The following is a 14,418-nucleotide window of genomic DNA, read 5'->3' on the forward strand; positions in this document are numbered from 1 at the left end:
CGACGCCGCCGCGCGGGCGGCGAACTGGACGCTGTTGGTGACCGACTAGTCGTCGCGTTCGACCCTATCGAGCGCCACGAGCACGCCGCTCGCGTTCAGACGCTCCTCGGCGCTCGCCTTCTGCTCGCCCCAGACTTCGACCAGCTCCGAGTGGTTGGCGAAGAAGTCGATCACGGCCTCGTCGTCGTCGAGTTCGGCGCGCTTCTGCCGGACCGCTTCGACCCACTCGACGAGCGCGCGCTTGTACTGTTCCATCAGGGCGGCGTCGTACTCCCGTGCGCCGAAGTGCCCGAAGCAAAGCGTCTCGGGTTCGAGGTCCTCGATCTTCCGGACGTCCGCCAGGCTCTGTTCCAGGTCGAACTGCGGCGGCGGCGACGTCTGTCGGACGACGTCGCGTTCGGGGACGTAGATCCCGGCGGCGTCGCCGGTGAAGAGCAGGCCGTCCTTCGAATCGAGGAAGATCGTCTGGTGCGGGGCGTGGCCGGGCGCGTGGATCACCGAGAGTGTGCGGTCGCCGAGGTCGATCTCGTCGCCGTCGACGAGCGGGTCGATCTGCGATTCGGGAACCGGCACGGGCTCGGCGTAGTACTCCCAGAGGTCGCCGACGGCGTCTTTCGTGCCCGCGACGAGGCGCTCGGGGTCGACGAGGTGCGGCGCGCCGATCTCGTGGGTGCGGACCGTCGCGTTCGGACACGCCTCGGCGAGGTAGCCCGCGCCGCCGGCGTGATCCAGGTGCGCGTGCGTCGGGAGGATGTGCCGCACGTCCTCGCGCGCGATGTCGAGTTCGTCGAGCGCGTCGAGGAGGTACTCGCGGTTGCGGCCGAGGCCCGTGTCGACGAACGTCGGTTCCGCGGCGTCGATGATGTACACCGAGCCGTAGCGCGGAATGCCGTGCGTCCCGACGTCGACGTAGTAGACGTCGTCCGTTCCCTCGACCGGGGCGAGATCGCCGATAGCCATAGCGGAACCGGCGACGCGCGGCGAAAAAAGCGTTCCGTCCGGGCGAGGCCGTCGATCGGTCGTCGGGGCCGACGCGAACCGCCACCCGTTTATCTCACGCGGCCGACGCACACGTATGAGCGAGACACTCGACGAGGACCTCTATCAGCGCACCCTCAGACTGCTCGAACCCGGCGACATCGAACTCGTCGGTGCGATCGTCCACACCGACCTCGCTGGGCAGGAGGATCTGGAGATGCACGAACTCACCGTCGACATCAACGACGTGATCTCAGAGCACGCCGGGAAGGGCGAGACGTACATCTACGCCGGCAACGACACCGACGAGTTCGCCTCGAATCAGTTCCAGGGGCTGACCCTCGACGACGAGGAGTTCGTCTGGGAGTGCCAGCAGTTACTCCGCGAGGGCGCGTTCGACCTCGTGTTCTACTACGAGGCCGGCCCCGAGCAGGAGACGCTTGCCGACGATCTAGAGGCCCTAGATCACGTCGAGCGCGTGAGGACCGTCCCGTAGCGACCGGCGGATCCCCTCGTTTTCGACCCCTTCGAGACGCTTATCCTCCCGGAACTCCGAGCGTCAGGTATGAGCGAGGCAGACGCGGACGTCGCCGGGCTTTCGGAACTCGATCGCGCCGCGGTCAACGCCTTTCAGGGCGGCTTTCCGGTCGTCGAACGGCCGTTCGAGCCGGCCGCGGCCGCACTGCGCGAGCGCGGAATCGACGTGACCGCGGCAGAGCTACTCGAACGTATCCAGGATCTCGACGAGGAGGGCGTGCTGAGTCGGTTCGGCGCGCTCGTGAACGCCGAGGAGATCGGCGGCACGGCGACGCTCGTCGCGATGCACGCGCCCGAGGAGCGCTTCGACGAGGTCGCAGAGACCGTCAACGCGCATCGGGAAGTCGCACACAACTACGAGCGCGAACACCCCCACCTCAATATGTGGTTCGTCGTCAGCGTCGCCGACGAGGACCGCGTCCGCGAGGTGCTCGACGAGATCGAAGCCGAGACCGGCCAGGAGACGTACAACCTCCCGAAACAGCAGGAGTTCCGCGTCGAGGCGAAGTTCCTGCTCGACGGGCCGATTCCCGACGGCGACGTCGACCTCTCCGATCTGGGCCCCGACGTGACGCCGACGGACCAACAGACGCTCACGCCCGAGGAGCGCGACCTCGTCGTCGAAATCCAGGGTGGCCTGCCGGTGACGGCGACGCCGTACGCCGACGTCGCCGACGCGATCGGCGCCGAGACGGCGTGGGTCGTCGAGACGATCAAGCGCTTCGAACAGGAGGGCAAAGTCCGGCGCGTCGGCGTCGTTCCGAACCACTACGCGCTCGGCTACACCGAGAACGGGATGACCGTCTGGGACGTCCCCGACGAGTTGGTCGCAGAGGTCGGCCCCGCGGTGGCGTCGCTGCCGTTCGTCACGCACTGCTATCACCGCCCCCGTCACGAGGGCGTCTGGCCGTACAACTTCTTCGCGATGACGCACGGCCGCTCGGAGGCCGAGAGCGACCGCCGCATCGAACAGGTGCGCGATCGGATGGCCGAGTACTGGGACGTCGACGAAGACGACTGGGACTCGCTGTTCTCGACGCGAATCCTGAAGAAGACGGGCATCCGACTCGACGAGCGAGCCGCGGCGAACACGGAGTGATTCGCCGTGCAACGGGAGGTAGCCACAGACAGATGATTCCGCTGTACCACGATTTTACCGACGAGACGGTGCTCGTGTTCGGCGGCGGCCGCATCGGCGCGCGGAAGGCCCACCGCTTCGCCACCGAGGCGACCGTCGTCGTCGTCAGTCCCGACTTCGGGGAGTACGACTTCGGCGACGCGGAACTCGTACAGGCACGGCCCGATCCAGACAGTGTCGGGACGTGGCTCGATCGAACGGAACCGGCGCTCGTCGTCGCCGCGACCGACGACGACGACGTGAACGATGCGGTCGCGGCCGCCGGGAGGGAGCGAGGCCTGCTCGTCAATCACGCCGACCGGAGCGTCGGCGGTGACAGTGCGGTCGACGGTGACACATCCGACAGTGGCGACGATGCCGACAGCGACTGCACGGCTGACAGCGACGACGACACTGACAGCGACGACCTAGCCGACGGAGACGACGCTACCACCCGAAGTGCGACTGACGTCGTCGTGCCGGCGACCGTCGAGGACGGCGATGTCCGGGTCGCAATCTCGACCGGCGGGCGGAGTCCGGCGCTCGCGAAGTATCTCCGTGAGCAGATCGAAGCCGAGATCGACGGCGCAGAGTCGATGGCGGCGCTCACAGCGGACCTGCGCGCCGAATTGAAGGCGTCTGATCTCGATCCATCGACACGTCGTGATGCGATTCGAGCGGTTGTTCGAGAGCCACTGGTTTGGAAGGCTTTACGTACGGGGGAATCTAATCCCCGCCAAGAGGCGACACGCGTGATACGGAACACGACGGGGGGTGACCGATGGACACGGGAGTGATCTGTGGGACTCGTGTGTCGCACGACCGCGCCAGCGTCGACCAAATCGAGGCGGCCACAGGCGAGGACGTACGCAGCGTCGTCGAGGCGCTTCTGGACTCCGAGGGCGTCAGCGAGGCGTTCGCGATCCAGACGTGCAACCGCGCGGAGGCGTACGTCGTCGCCGACAGCGTCGATGCCGGGCGGCGTGCGCTCGAACCGTTACACGAGGACGTCGACGACGACGTCGTCGTCGAGATGGGCCACGAAGAGAGCCTGCGGCACCTGATGCGAGTCGCCGCGGGGCTCGAATCGCTCGTACTCGGCGAGGACCAGATCATCGGCCAGTTCAAGCGCGCGATAGAGGTCGCTCGCGGCGCCGGTGCGCTCGGCCCGACGTTCGAGACGGGACTGACGAAGGCGGTTCACGTCGGCGAGCGCGCTCGCACCGAGACCGGAATCAACGAGGGCGCGATCTCGATCGGGTCGGCCGCCGCACGACTGGCCGAGACGGAAATCGACCTCGACGGCGCGACGGCGCTCGTGATCGGGGCCGGCGAGATGGGCAAACTGACCGCGGAGGCGCTCGCGGACGCGGGCGTCGCAGAACTCGTGATCGCGAACCGGACGGTCCCGCACGCCGAACACCTGGCGTCGACCGTCGGGACGGCCGCTCGGGCGATCTCCCTCGAGGAGATCGGCGGCGTACTCGGCGATGCGACCATCGTCGTGACGGCGACGAACCATCCGGACTACCTCCTGGATCCGACCGACATCGACGACGCGGGCGAGACGCTCGTGATCGATCTCGCGCAACCGCGAGACGTCGATCCCGAGGCGTCGACGATCGAGCAGGTGATCGTCCACGACATCGACGCGCTGGAATCGGTGACCGAGGAGACGAAAGCCGCCCGGAAGGCAGCGGCCCGTGAGGTCGAGGCGATGATCGACGAGGAGTTCGATCGGCTTCTCGACGCCTACAAGCGCCGCCAGGCCGACGAAGCGATCAGCACGATGTACGAGGCGGCCGAACAGGTCAAATCCCGTGAAGTCGAGACCGCGATCACCCGGCTCGAATCTCAGGGCGACCTCACCGAGGAGCAGCGCGAAACCGTCGAGGCGATGGCGGACGCACTCGTCGGGCAGTTGCTCTCGGCGCCGACGAAGAGTCTCCGCGAGGCCGCCGTCGAAGACGACTGGTCGACGATCCAGACGGCGATGGCGCTCTTCGATCCGGAGTTCGGCACGGTCTCGCGATCGCGGACACGAGCCTCGGCCGACCGGCGTGAGGTCACAGAGGAAACAGCCGACGCTGAGCGGACGTCGACGGACGCCGAGGGAAACCCTAACGACGCGGGCGAGGAAGACGTCCCGCCGTACGTCCTCGAAAGCGTCTCCGACGACTGATCCTGTTTCTGCGACTCGCCGCCCGGACGCTTCGGAGACCCCGCCGAACCGGAGACAGCCCGTAGTTTCGGGGTAACGGGGCGAACCATTATGCGCCCAGCGAGTGACACGTAGCGTATGGCTGAACTACTCTCCGACGACGAGATCCGAACGCAACTCCCCGACCAGTGGGAACGCGACGGCGACGAGATCGTCCGGACCTACGAGTTCGACGACTACCTGGCCGGCATCGCCTTCGTCACGCACGTCGGCGAAGTCGCCGAAGAGGAGTTCCACCACCCGGAGATCCGGGTCGGCTACGAGGAAGTCGAAGTCAGACTGACGAGCCACGAAGAGGGTGGCATCACCGAGAAGGACATCCGACTGGCGAACCTCTTCGACGCCGAGTACTGACGTGCACGCCGCGTACGTCTTCCGCGTCGAGGCCCGCTTCGAGACAGCCCCGGGCGTCAGCGTCACGCCGGAGACCGTCGAGACGGTCGTCGAAGTCGCCGCCGATCCGCCCGGCGAGGGCGAGTGGCTGTTCTTCCGGGACGTGCTCTGGCGCGGTGAGGTCGGCGACGAGGGACACGCCCGCAACCTCGCGGAGTCGTGGCTCTCTGTCCCTGCCGACCGCGTGAGCTTCAGCGAACTCAAACTCGACCAGGAGTATCGCGAGGCGCTCAAAGCGGAAATCGCGTCGAATCCCGAGCCTTTCGACGGCGACCCGCCCCGCGATGTTCTCCATCGACACCTCGGCTCCAGCATTCGAACCGTCGACTCCTGAGGGCGAGGAGCGAGGATCCGTCACCGATCACGGCTCGAATCGACCGATTCGACTTCGAACCGACGAAATACACTTACGCGGGGGCGTCCTATAGCCGGCCCAATGGTCCCCTCCGACCCCGATGCCGACTACGACTTCTGGCTGTTCGATCTCGACGGCACGATCGTCGACGCCGAGTGGTCCTACACCCGCGAGGTGTTCGATCGCGTGGGCCAGCGACTCGGCCGGGAGTTCACCGACCGGGAGGCCGAGGTCATCTGGCACGGCCTCGGCGGAGCGCGAGACCCCCAGCTCCGGGCGTGGGGGATCGACCCCGAGGAGTTCTGGCCGGCGTTTCACGCCGTCGAAGACCCGCAGGCCCGCGCGGAGGCGACGTACCTCCACGACGACGCCGCGGCGTTAGTCTCTGAACTCGTAGCCGCCGACGTCCCCGTCGGCGTGGTGACGCACTGTCAGGAGTTCCTCGCCGAACCCGTGATCGACCACCTCGACGTCGGCGACTGGTTCGACGCGTTCGTCTCCTGCACGCCCGAAATCGGATGGAAGCCCGACCCGGCCCCAGTCCAACACGCGATCGAGCGGTTGGGGCTGGACGCCTCACAGCCGGGACGCGGCGTCCTCGCGGGTGACGGCGCGAGCGACGTCGAAGCGGCCTGGAACGCTGGCCTCGAAGGGATTCACGTCGAGCGGCACTCGCCACACCGACGCGGCCGCTGCGTGCTCGCGGATTACCGCGTCTCCTCGTTCGACGAACTGTCGCGTGAGTTCCTCGGTAGCAACGTCGCCGCCGACGGCGGCACGGTCGAGTAGCGCGGGCAGGCCGGGTGAGGAGAGCAGTTAGGCGGCGGCGTTCAGGAGGAGTCGTGATCGTACCCGGAGAGCGACGCGAAGACGTCCGAGGCGGTCTCTAGTTCGGCGGCCAGTTCTTCGACGCCCGTTTTCTCGACGCGGTCCGGGTTCGCGCGCACGCGAACTGGCTCCGTACCGAGCGGGACGAAGTCGAGTCCGAGAGCGTCGGCCGTCGCGCGGAGGCCGAGTCCAGCGTCGGCGTTTCCGCGGCCGACCGCGCGTGCGGGACTCTCGAAGCCTTTCGTTCCGACGCCGTAGCCACGAATCGCGTTGGTGAGGTCACGTCGAGAGGCGTCGCGTTCGGTAGCCAGGTCCTCGATCGCAGCGTCGAGGCTCGCGCGGATCCCGGCGTCGCGGCCCCGGTTGACGAACGCGAGGTCGCGATCCACGAGGTCGGCGAGGCCGTCGACGTGTTCCGGGTTCCCCGCCGGCACGACGAGTCCCCACTCCCGGGTCCAGCCGCCGAGGTCGACGGTCTCGACGTCGCGGTCGACCGGGCCGGCGACGACGGCGACATCCGGGATCGTATTGGAGAGTCGACGCAGTCCCTCGCGGCTCCCGACCGGGAGGAAGCGCGGATTGTCGAGGCGGTCGAGCAGGCGCGAGAGCGCGGGGTCGTCCTCGCCGACGGCCAAGAGCGTCGGCGCGCGCACGTCCGGCGAGAACAGTTGGACCTCGACTTCCTCTCCCTCCCCGAGGTACTCGGTGTCGGGATCGACCGCGACGACGCCGTCGGCTTCGACGAGCGAGGTCGTCGCGCCGGAGCCTTTGTCGACCGGGTAGACGAGCGTCTGGCCGTCCGCGTCGGTCACGAGGCCGGCGGGCATCAGGCGGAGGCGGCCCTCGGCGTAGCGCTCACGGCGGGCCATCCGGCCGCGCACGGTCGCGGTCTGCGGTTCGGGGAGCGCTGCGGCCTCGCGGATCGCGGGCGCGACGAACGTCCGGAAGATGGTGAGCGCGGAAACGGGATAGCCCGGCAGCCCGACGTAGGCGCTGTCGCCGAGTTCGCCGATGAGCATCGGCTTGCCGGGTTTGACCGCGACGCCGTGTAAGAGGAGTTCGCCGCGCTCTTCGACGACGCGGTAGATCACGTCGACCGCCGAGGCCGAGGTCGACCCCGAGGAGAGGACGAGGTCGCACTCGTCGGCCGCCTCGAGGAGCAACCGCTCCATCTCCGCGTAGTCGTCGCCGGCGTGGGGGTACAGTTTCGCCTCCCCGCCAGCCTCCTCGACGCCCGCGGCGATCGTGTAGCTGTTCACGTCGTAGATCTCGCCGCGCTCGCTGTGGAGTTTCTCGCCCGGTCGGACGAGTTCGTCGCCGGTGGAGACGATGCCGATCGTCGGCGTCCCACGGACAGGGACCTCGTCGAGGCCGAGCGCCGAGAGCAGGCCGATCTCGCGGGGCGTGAGTCGCGTTCCGGGGCCGAGCGCCCGCGCGCCGGCCGCGACGTCGGTGCCGGCGAGCATCACGTTGTCGCCGGGCGCGACCGCGTTGCGGACGGCGACCGCGCTCGGTGTCTGCGCATCGGCGTCGGTCAGTTCCTCGGTCCGCTCGACCATCACGACCGCGTCCGCGCCGGCGGGCATCACCGCGCCGGTCGAGATCTCGGCCGCCTCGCCCGCACCGACTTCGACCTCGGGTTCGGTGCCCGCGTGGACCGTCCCGACGAGGTCGAACTCGATCGGGTCGGCCTCGTCGGCCCCGAAGGTGTCGCGACCGCGGACCGCGTAGCCGTCGACGCTCGCGCGGTCGAACCCGGGGACATCGAGGTCCGCGTCGATCCGTTCGGCGAGGACGCGACCGCGCGCCTCTGCCAGCGGGACTGTCTCGGAATCGGGCGCGAGATCCAGCGACGCGATGGCCTCGCGGGCGACTTCCGGATCTGCGAGGTCGCGGAACTGCTTGCGGTCGCTCACGCCGACCACTCCCAGTGTTCGACCGTCACGGTCTCACCGACGTCGAATCCCTCGCGACCCTCGGGAACGACGACCCAGCCGTCGGCCAGCGCCACAGACGAGAGGACGCCCGATCCGGAGGCGCGCGTCGGCGTCGCGGTCGGGACACTCGACGCGTCGTCGTCGCCGTCGTTCCCGCGTCCATCGTCGTCGACTTTGACGCGGGCGAACGTCCGGACGCCGGGTTCGCTCGGGATCTTTCTGGCGAGTTCGGCCTCTGTAGTCGGCGGCGGATCGTCCGGGAGATGACCGACGTACTTCAGCACGGGACGGAGGAACTGGACCGCGTTGACGATGGCGGCGACGGGGTAACCCGGCAGCATCACGATCGGTGTGTCCTCGACGATGCCGAGCGCGACCGGGTGCCCCGGCTTGAGCGCGACGCCGTGGACGAGCACCTCGCCGAGGTCGTCGACGACTTCGGGCAGGAGGTCGCGCGCGCCGACCGAGGAACCGCCGGTCGTGACGACGATGTCCTTCGTCAGATCGCGCTGGATCGCCGCGCGAAGGGCCGATTCGTCGTCGGTGACGACGTTGCGGTACGTCGGCACGCCGCCCCAGCGGTCGACGAGCCGCGAGACAGTCAAGCCGTTGGTCTCGATCACTTCGCCCGGTTGCGGGTCCTCCTGTACGAGTTCTTCGCCCGTCGGGATCACGCCGACGGTCGGGCGCTCGTACGCAGTGACGCGGTCGACGCCGACCGATTTCAACAGGCCGAGATCGGAGGGTCGCAGGCGGTGTCCGGGCTCGAACAGCTCTTGGCCGTCCGCGACGTCCTCGCCGACGGGCGCGACGTTCTCGCCGTCGGTGACGGCGTCGAACACTTCCAGGTCGTCGCCGACGTGCTCTGCGTGTTCGATCATCACGACGGCGTCGGCACCCTCGGGGAGTTTGCTCCCGGTGTGGACCCGAACGGCAGTCTCGGGGTCGACGGGCGTCTCCGGGACGGAGTGCGGTTCGGCGTCGGCGACGCGGAGGATGCCCGGAGAGCGGTCCGACGCGCCGAAAGTGTCGCGGGCGCGGACCGCCCAGCCGTCCATCGCCGCGCGGTCGTAGTTCGGGACGGCCCGCGGCGAGGAGACCGGTTCGGCGAGCGCGCGGCCGTCCGCTGGAACGAGCGAGAGCCGCTCAGTCCGCTCGTGCGGCGTCGCCGCGTCGAGGAGTCGACGCCGGGCGTCGGCCACTCGCGTTCGGTCCTTGAACCCGGCCGATCGGCGGTCGGGAGGCGTCTCGTCAGTGTCCGCAGAATCCATACCGGAGGTTGCGCGCGCCAGTACAAAAAGAACCGCGCCACAAGAGCAATGCCGACGCACCGTTGGTGAGGCGAGCGGGACCGCCGATCGGCCACTGCGACAGCCGACTGGAAACGGCCGTCGCCGGCCGCCCCGGGCGCTGTATAGCTTTTGTGGCCGATATTCGCTAGCACAACCGCGGCCTTTTTCGACCCGCCGGTCTAACTCTCGTCTATGTCAGCCCTGCGGGACGCGCTTCAGGAACTGCCGGAGTCGGTGTTCGCCGATCTACTGGAGTCCGACGACGCCTATCAGATCGTGCTCGACCTCCCCGGAGTGACTGCCGAGACCGCCGAACTCCGAGTCGACCGCGGACGACTCGTCGTCGAAGCGCGACGCGAGAAGGACGTGCCTGCGGAGTTCCACTACGTGAGCGAGGAGCGACCGCTGTTCGTCGACGTCGAACTCCCCCTCCCGCCGGACGCGACCGGCGCGGGAGCGTCCGCGGAAGTCGACCGCGGCGTGTTCACCGTGCGCGTGCCGAAGCGGTCGGCCGCGCCGGAGCAGACCATCCCGATCACGTCGGCCGGAGACGACGCGTAACCGTCGGGTGGTCACGCTGGTGAATCTCCGTGCGTACTGGCGGTTTCTCGTCGTCGTTCGACAGTTCTTCCCCCTGATCGTCGCGTACACGCGTGACCGTCGGAAGTACGTCCTCTTCGGCGGTCGGCGGAGCGTCGACGCCAAGACGCGCGTCGAGCGCGCAGAGATCCTGCTCGATTCGCTTTTGACGCTCGGCCCGACGTTCATCAAACTCGGGCAACTGCTCTCGACGCGGCCCGACATCCTCCCGGCGGAGTACATCGACGTCCTCTCCAGTTTGCAGGACGACGTGCCGCCGGCCCCGTGGGAGGAGTCGAGGAAGGTCATCGAAGCCGAACTCGGGCCCGTCGACGACGTCTTCGAGGACTTCGACCGCGACCCGATCAGCGGCGCGAGTCTGGGACAGGTGTACACCGCGACGTACCAGGGCGAGCCAGTCGCGGTGAAGATCCGACGCCCGGGGATCGAAGAACTCGTCGAGGCCGACCTGCGCGTCATCCGCTGGTCGCTGCCGCTCATCCGGCGGTTCATCGGCCAGGGTCGGGCGTTCTCGCTGGAGAACCTCTCCGACGAGTTCGCGAAGACGATCCGCCAGGAGATGGACTACAGCAGGGAAAAGCGGATCCTCGAAGAGATCCGCGGGAACTTCGCGGACAGCCCCGATATCCGGATCCCGCGGCCGATCGCCGCGCGCTCGGGGCCGCGCGTGCTCACGATGGAGTATCTCCCGGGAACGAAGATCAACGACATCGAGACGCTCGATGAGAAGGGGATCGACCGCACGGAACTGGCGACGACGCTCCAGCGCGTCTACCTGCAGATGATCGTCGCGGACGGCGTCTTCCACGCCGACCCCCACCCGGGGAACCTCGCGGTGACCGACGAGGGCAAGATCATCTTCTACGACTTCGGGATGTCGGGAACGGTCGACTCCTTCATCCAGAACAAGATCGTCGATTTCTACGTCGCCGTGGCGAACCAGGACATCGACGCCATCCTCGACACCCTCATCGAGATGGGGACGCTCTCGCCGGACGCCAACCGCCAGGTGATGGGCGACGTGATGGAACTCGCGATTGCGGACGCACGGGGCGAGGACATCGAGCAGTACCGAGTCCAGCAGATCATCGAACAGGTCGAATCGACGATCTACGAGTTCCCGCTGCGGTTGCCGCGAGACCTCGCGTTGATCCTCCGGGTCGCGACCGTCGTCGAGGGCGTCTGTGTCACGCTCGACCCCGACTTCGACTTCATCTCGGTCGCGACCGACTACCTCGAAGACGAGGGCTACTACGAGGAGACGGCGCGTCAACTGATCGAGCAGGGCGGCCAGCAGGTCCAGCAGACGACGCGGGCGCTCTTCGAGGTGCCGCCGAAGATGAACCGGACGCTCGATCGGATCGACAACGACAACCTCACTGTCAACGTCCGACTGGAGGACGAAAACGACGTTCTCGATCGGCTGGCGCGCCGCATCGTCTACGGCCTGTTCGTCGCCGTCGGTGCCCTCTCGACGGCGATTCTCTACACCTTCGATGCGACCAGCGTCGTCCCGGCCGCGGTCGCTGCCGTGCTGACGCTGCCGCCGCTGTTTGCCCTCTACCGGTCGTTCCGCAGCAAGCGCGGCATCCGCGCGAAGCCACAGTTCACCCGGCAGAGTATGCGCGAGCGCCGCGAGGACTGATAGGGATTATCGTAACTGTTCGGAGATTCTCGCCGTATCGTCCGGCGAGAAGTCTATGGGAACATACGATAATCCCTATGAGATCGCAGCGGGACGGCGGGCCAACCCGGGTGGTGTCCGCTCTCCCTCGCCGTTATCACAGTTGATGATTTGACACGTACCTTTATTCGGAGTAGCGCCAAACCGGGAGATATGACGCGGTGGCGGTCCGTCGCGGCTGGGTTTGCGCTCGCGGCCTGTAGCGAGGCCCTCGTGTTCGGGGCCACCGGACGCGTGACGCTCGTCGGCGGCCTGGCGGGGAGCGCGCTCGCGGGCTATCTCGCCGGCGGCGACTCCGCGGACGGGGCGTGGCACGGGCTCTTGACGGCGATGGCCTGGGGAATCGTTCTCATCCCGGGGTTGGTCGTGCTCTCTGTCGTCTCCGACGTGCCGCTTCCGTTCCCGATGGAGTTCCTCCTCCCGTTTCTGAACACGGCCGGTGAGGCGACGACGATGATCCTTCTGACGGCGAGCCTTCCGAACGTCGCGACCGGCGCGCTGGGAAGCGTCGCACGGCGACAAGACGACCGCACCCGGAGCCGCGAGGATCGGTCCCAGCAGCGACCGTCCGATGGGGACCTCGAAGAGGTCTGACCGCGCTCGCCCGTGTGCGATTTCGTCGCGTAGCCGAAGTCTCGGGGCGTTTCCAAACCGTTTATACCGAGCACACGACAATCCCGACGTATGCCGAAAGAGCAAAAGCAGGTCCGCGAACTGCAGGAAGGCAGCTACGTGATGATGGAAGACTCCCCTTGTAAGATCAACGCTTACAGCACCGCAAAGCCCGGCAAGCACGGCAGCGCGAAGGCTCGAATCGAGGGCCGTGGCGTCTTCGACGACAAGAAACGCTCGCTGAGCCAGCCGGTCGATGCGAAGGTCTGGGTCCCGATCATCGAGCGCAAGCAGGGCCAGGTCGTCTCCGTGACCGACAACGACGCGCAGATTATGGACCTCGACACCTACGAGACGTTCACGATGCGCATCCCCGAAGACGAGAACCTCTCGCCCGACGACGAGATCGAGTACCTCGAGTACGAGGGCCAGCGGAAGATCGTCTGATCGGAGATGTTCCCAGGGGCGACCGCATCGCGTGGCAACGCCGCGTACGTCGTCGTGGGCGCCCCGCTGGATATCTCGACTTCGTTCCGACCCGGGACCCGCTTCGGTCCCGAGAGAATCCGGCGGTTCGCCCGGCCGTTCGACGACTACGACCGGCGAACCGACCTGCGCTTTTCCGACTGTGCCGTTCACGATCAGGGCGACGTCCGCGCGTGGGACGACGCCGCGGAGTACCTAGAGTGGCTGACGGGCGAACTCCGGGACGTCGTCGCCGAGGACGCCGTCCCGCTTCTCCTCGGCGGTGAACACACCGTCACGGCGGCCGGCGTCGACGCCGTCTCGCCGGACGTGTTCGTCTGTCTGGACGCACACCTCGACCTCCGCGAGGCGTACGACGGCAACGAGTACAGCCACGCGACCGTCACCCGGCGGATTCTGGAGGATCACGGCGCACTTGACGCTGCGGTCGAGGAAGCGATCGTGCTCGGTGCCAGAACTGGCTCGCCCGAGGAGTGGGACCGGGCCGACAGCGAGGACGTGACCGTCGTCCCGCCCGAGGACGTCCCCGCGTTCGACCTCGAATCGCACCTCGATGGCCGCACGGCGTACCTGAGCGTCGACGTCGACGCCGCCGACCCCGGGTTTGCACCGGGCACCGGCACGCCGGAGCCGTTCGGACTCGACCCGCGGGAGATGCGCGAGGTCGTCCACGCTGTGGCTCCGCACGCCGCGGGCTTCGACGTCGTCGAGGTCAACGATCGCGACGACGGCCAGGCGGCGTCGCTGGCGGCGAAACTGAGTCGGGAGTTCGTGTACTCGCACGCGGCGTCGCGATAGCGTCGGCTGCGGCAGTTGGCCCCGTGTCGTTACTGAGAGAAGCTCGACGCTCGCGAACCGCTACGGGGCGCCCTGTCTACCCTGCTTGTCGTCGATCCGGAGTTCGTACCACTCCAAGTCGAGTTCTTCGAGCGGCTGTTGGAACACGTCGAGCGACGCGATCTTCGCGTGCGCAGCGAAGATCCCCGCAGCGGTGGCCGTCTGGGAATCGGGGATCTGATGCAGCGTGCCGCGGACGACCGCGCTGCGCCACTCGGTGATCGATTCCCACTCGTACACCGACAGCGAGACGGGGTTGTCGGCCTCGATAAACGAGGCCTTGGTGCTGTCCGCGCCGAACGCGAACTGGAAGATGCAGCGGTCACGCGAGCGGCCGTAGCCGTACGAGACCGGAAACGCGTACCCGCCGCGCTCGCTTCCCAGCGCCAGCGTCCCGAGCCCCTGGGACTCCAGAAACTCCGTTAGCGTGTCGTCGTCCATCGCGACGCCGTACTCTTCGAGGGGCATTTTCTTGTGTCTCCGATTCGACAGGATGCCTATAGGGATTATCGTAACTGTTCGGAGATTCTCGCCGTATCGT

General features: G+C 67.5%; 16 protein-coding genes. 12 read left to right on the forward strand and 4 right to left on the reverse strand.

The genetic code is table 11. From position 1 onward, the window contains the following. Positions 1–45: 45 nt before the first annotated feature. Positions 46–960, reverse strand: coding sequence for an MBL fold metallo-hydrolase (locus NO347_RS08305; RefSeq protein WP_256289165.1), 915 nt, complete (start codon positions 958–960; stop codon positions 46–48). 115 nt (positions 961–1,075) lie between these two features. Between NO347_RS08305 and NO347_RS08310 the strand changes: the two genes are divergently transcribed. The 7 genes from NO347_RS08310 to NO347_RS08340 all read left to right on the forward strand — a co-directional run bounded on the left by NO347_RS08310 (position 1,076) and on the right by NO347_RS08340 (position 6,390). Next, on the forward strand, positions 1,076–1,474 hold the full coding sequence (locus tag NO347_RS08310; RefSeq protein WP_256289166.1) for a DUF5778 family protein: 399 nt from the start codon (positions 1,076–1,078) through the stop codon (positions 1,472–1,474). Positions 1,475–1,543: 69 nt separating this feature from the next. Beyond that, on the forward strand, positions 1,544–2,614 hold the full coding sequence (gene ahbB, locus NO347_RS08315) for a siroheme decarboxylase subunit beta (RefSeq protein WP_256289167.1): 1,071 nt from the start codon (positions 1,544–1,546) through the stop codon (positions 2,612–2,614). 32 nt (positions 2,615–2,646) lie between these two features. Continuing rightward, the gene (locus tag NO347_RS08320; protein WP_256289168.1) at positions 2,647–3,429 is read left to right on the forward strand and encodes a precorrin-2 dehydrogenase/sirohydrochlorin ferrochelatase family protein; all 783 of its coding nucleotides are present in this window, start codon (positions 2,647–2,649) and stop codon (positions 3,427–3,429) included. Continuing rightward, on the forward strand, positions 3,414–4,814 hold the full coding sequence (gene hemA / locus NO347_RS08325) for a glutamyl-tRNA reductase (protein WP_256289169.1): 1,401 nt from the start codon (positions 3,414–3,416) through the stop codon (positions 4,812–4,814). Before NO347_RS08320 ends, hemA begins: the two co-directional genes overlap by 16 nt. Before the next feature lie 117 nt (positions 4,815–4,931). Then, a complete protein-coding gene (locus tag NO347_RS08330) occupies positions 4,932–5,207 on the forward strand; it encodes a 4a-hydroxytetrahydrobiopterin dehydratase (protein ID WP_256289170.1) in 276 nt (91 codons plus the stop codon). Between the two features lies 1 nt (position 5,208). Continuing rightward, positions 5,209–5,580 carry an LWR-salt protein gene (lwrS, locus tag NO347_RS08335; protein ID WP_256289171.1) on the forward strand — a complete coding sequence of 124 codons (372 nt, stop codon included), beginning with the start codon at positions 5,209–5,211 and terminating at the stop codon, positions 5,578–5,580. A gap of 102 nt (positions 5,581–5,682) precedes the next feature. Next, positions 5,683–6,390 (forward strand): HAD family hydrolase, encoded by a 708-nt coding sequence (locus NO347_RS08340; RefSeq protein ID WP_256289172.1) that lies wholly within the window; start codon positions 5,683–5,685, stop codon positions 6,388–6,390. 41 nt (positions 6,391–6,431) lie between these two features. Here NO347_RS08340 and NO347_RS08345 read toward each other — a convergent pair whose 3' ends face one another. Both NO347_RS08345 and NO347_RS08350 read right to left on the reverse strand, forming a co-directional pair. After that, positions 6,432–8,345: a molybdopterin biosynthesis protein gene (locus tag NO347_RS08345; RefSeq protein WP_256289173.1), complete on the reverse strand. Its 1,914-nt coding sequence runs from the start codon at positions 8,343–8,345 to the stop codon at positions 6,432–6,434. Continuing rightward, entirely contained in the window at positions 8,342–9,637 is a 1,296-nt protein-coding gene (locus NO347_RS08350; protein WP_256289174.1) for a molybdopterin molybdotransferase MoeA, read from the reverse strand. Before NO347_RS08350 ends, NO347_RS08345 begins: the two co-directional genes overlap by 4 nt. Before the next feature lie 213 nt (positions 9,638–9,850). Here NO347_RS08350 and NO347_RS08355 point away from each other — a divergent pair, with 213 nt between their 5' ends. The 5 genes from NO347_RS08355 to speB all read left to right on the forward strand — a co-directional run bounded on the left by NO347_RS08355 (position 9,851) and on the right by speB (position 13,838). After that, a complete protein-coding gene (locus tag NO347_RS08355; protein WP_256289175.1) occupies positions 9,851–10,219 on the forward strand; it encodes an Hsp20/alpha crystallin family protein in 369 nt (122 codons plus the stop codon). 7 nt (positions 10,220–10,226) lie between these two features. Continuing rightward, positions 10,227–11,903: an ABC1 kinase family protein gene (locus NO347_RS08360; protein WP_256289176.1), complete on the forward strand. Its 1,677-nt coding sequence runs from the start codon at positions 10,227–10,229 to the stop codon at positions 11,901–11,903. Between the two features lie 192 nt (positions 11,904–12,095). Continuing rightward, on the forward strand, positions 12,096–12,536 hold the full coding sequence (locus NO347_RS08365) for a DUF5518 domain-containing protein (RefSeq protein ID WP_256289177.1): 441 nt from the start codon (positions 12,096–12,098) through the stop codon (positions 12,534–12,536). Positions 12,537–12,626: 90 nt separating this feature from the next. After that, positions 12,627–13,001: a translation initiation factor IF-5A gene (locus NO347_RS08370; protein ID WP_121569916.1), complete on the forward strand. Its 375-nt coding sequence runs from the start codon at positions 12,627–12,629 to the stop codon at positions 12,999–13,001. 6 nt (positions 13,002–13,007) lie between these two features. Next, positions 13,008–13,838, forward strand: coding sequence for an agmatinase (speB, locus tag NO347_RS08375; RefSeq protein ID WP_256289178.1), 831 nt, complete (start codon positions 13,008–13,010; stop codon positions 13,836–13,838). A 60-nt stretch (positions 13,839–13,898) separates the two neighbouring features. On the opposite strand, the gene NO347_RS08380 is transcribed toward speB, so the two are convergent. Continuing rightward, positions 13,899–14,345: a pyridoxamine 5'-phosphate oxidase family protein gene (locus NO347_RS08380; protein WP_256289179.1), complete on the reverse strand. Its 447-nt coding sequence runs from the start codon at positions 14,343–14,345 to the stop codon at positions 13,899–13,901. Positions 14,346–14,418: the final 73 nt, after the last annotated feature.

The organism is Halobellus inordinatus (genome assembly GCF_024464655.1).
GTDB lineage: Archaea > Halobacteriota > Halobacteria > Halobacteriales > Haloferacaceae > Haloquadratum > Haloquadratum inordinatus.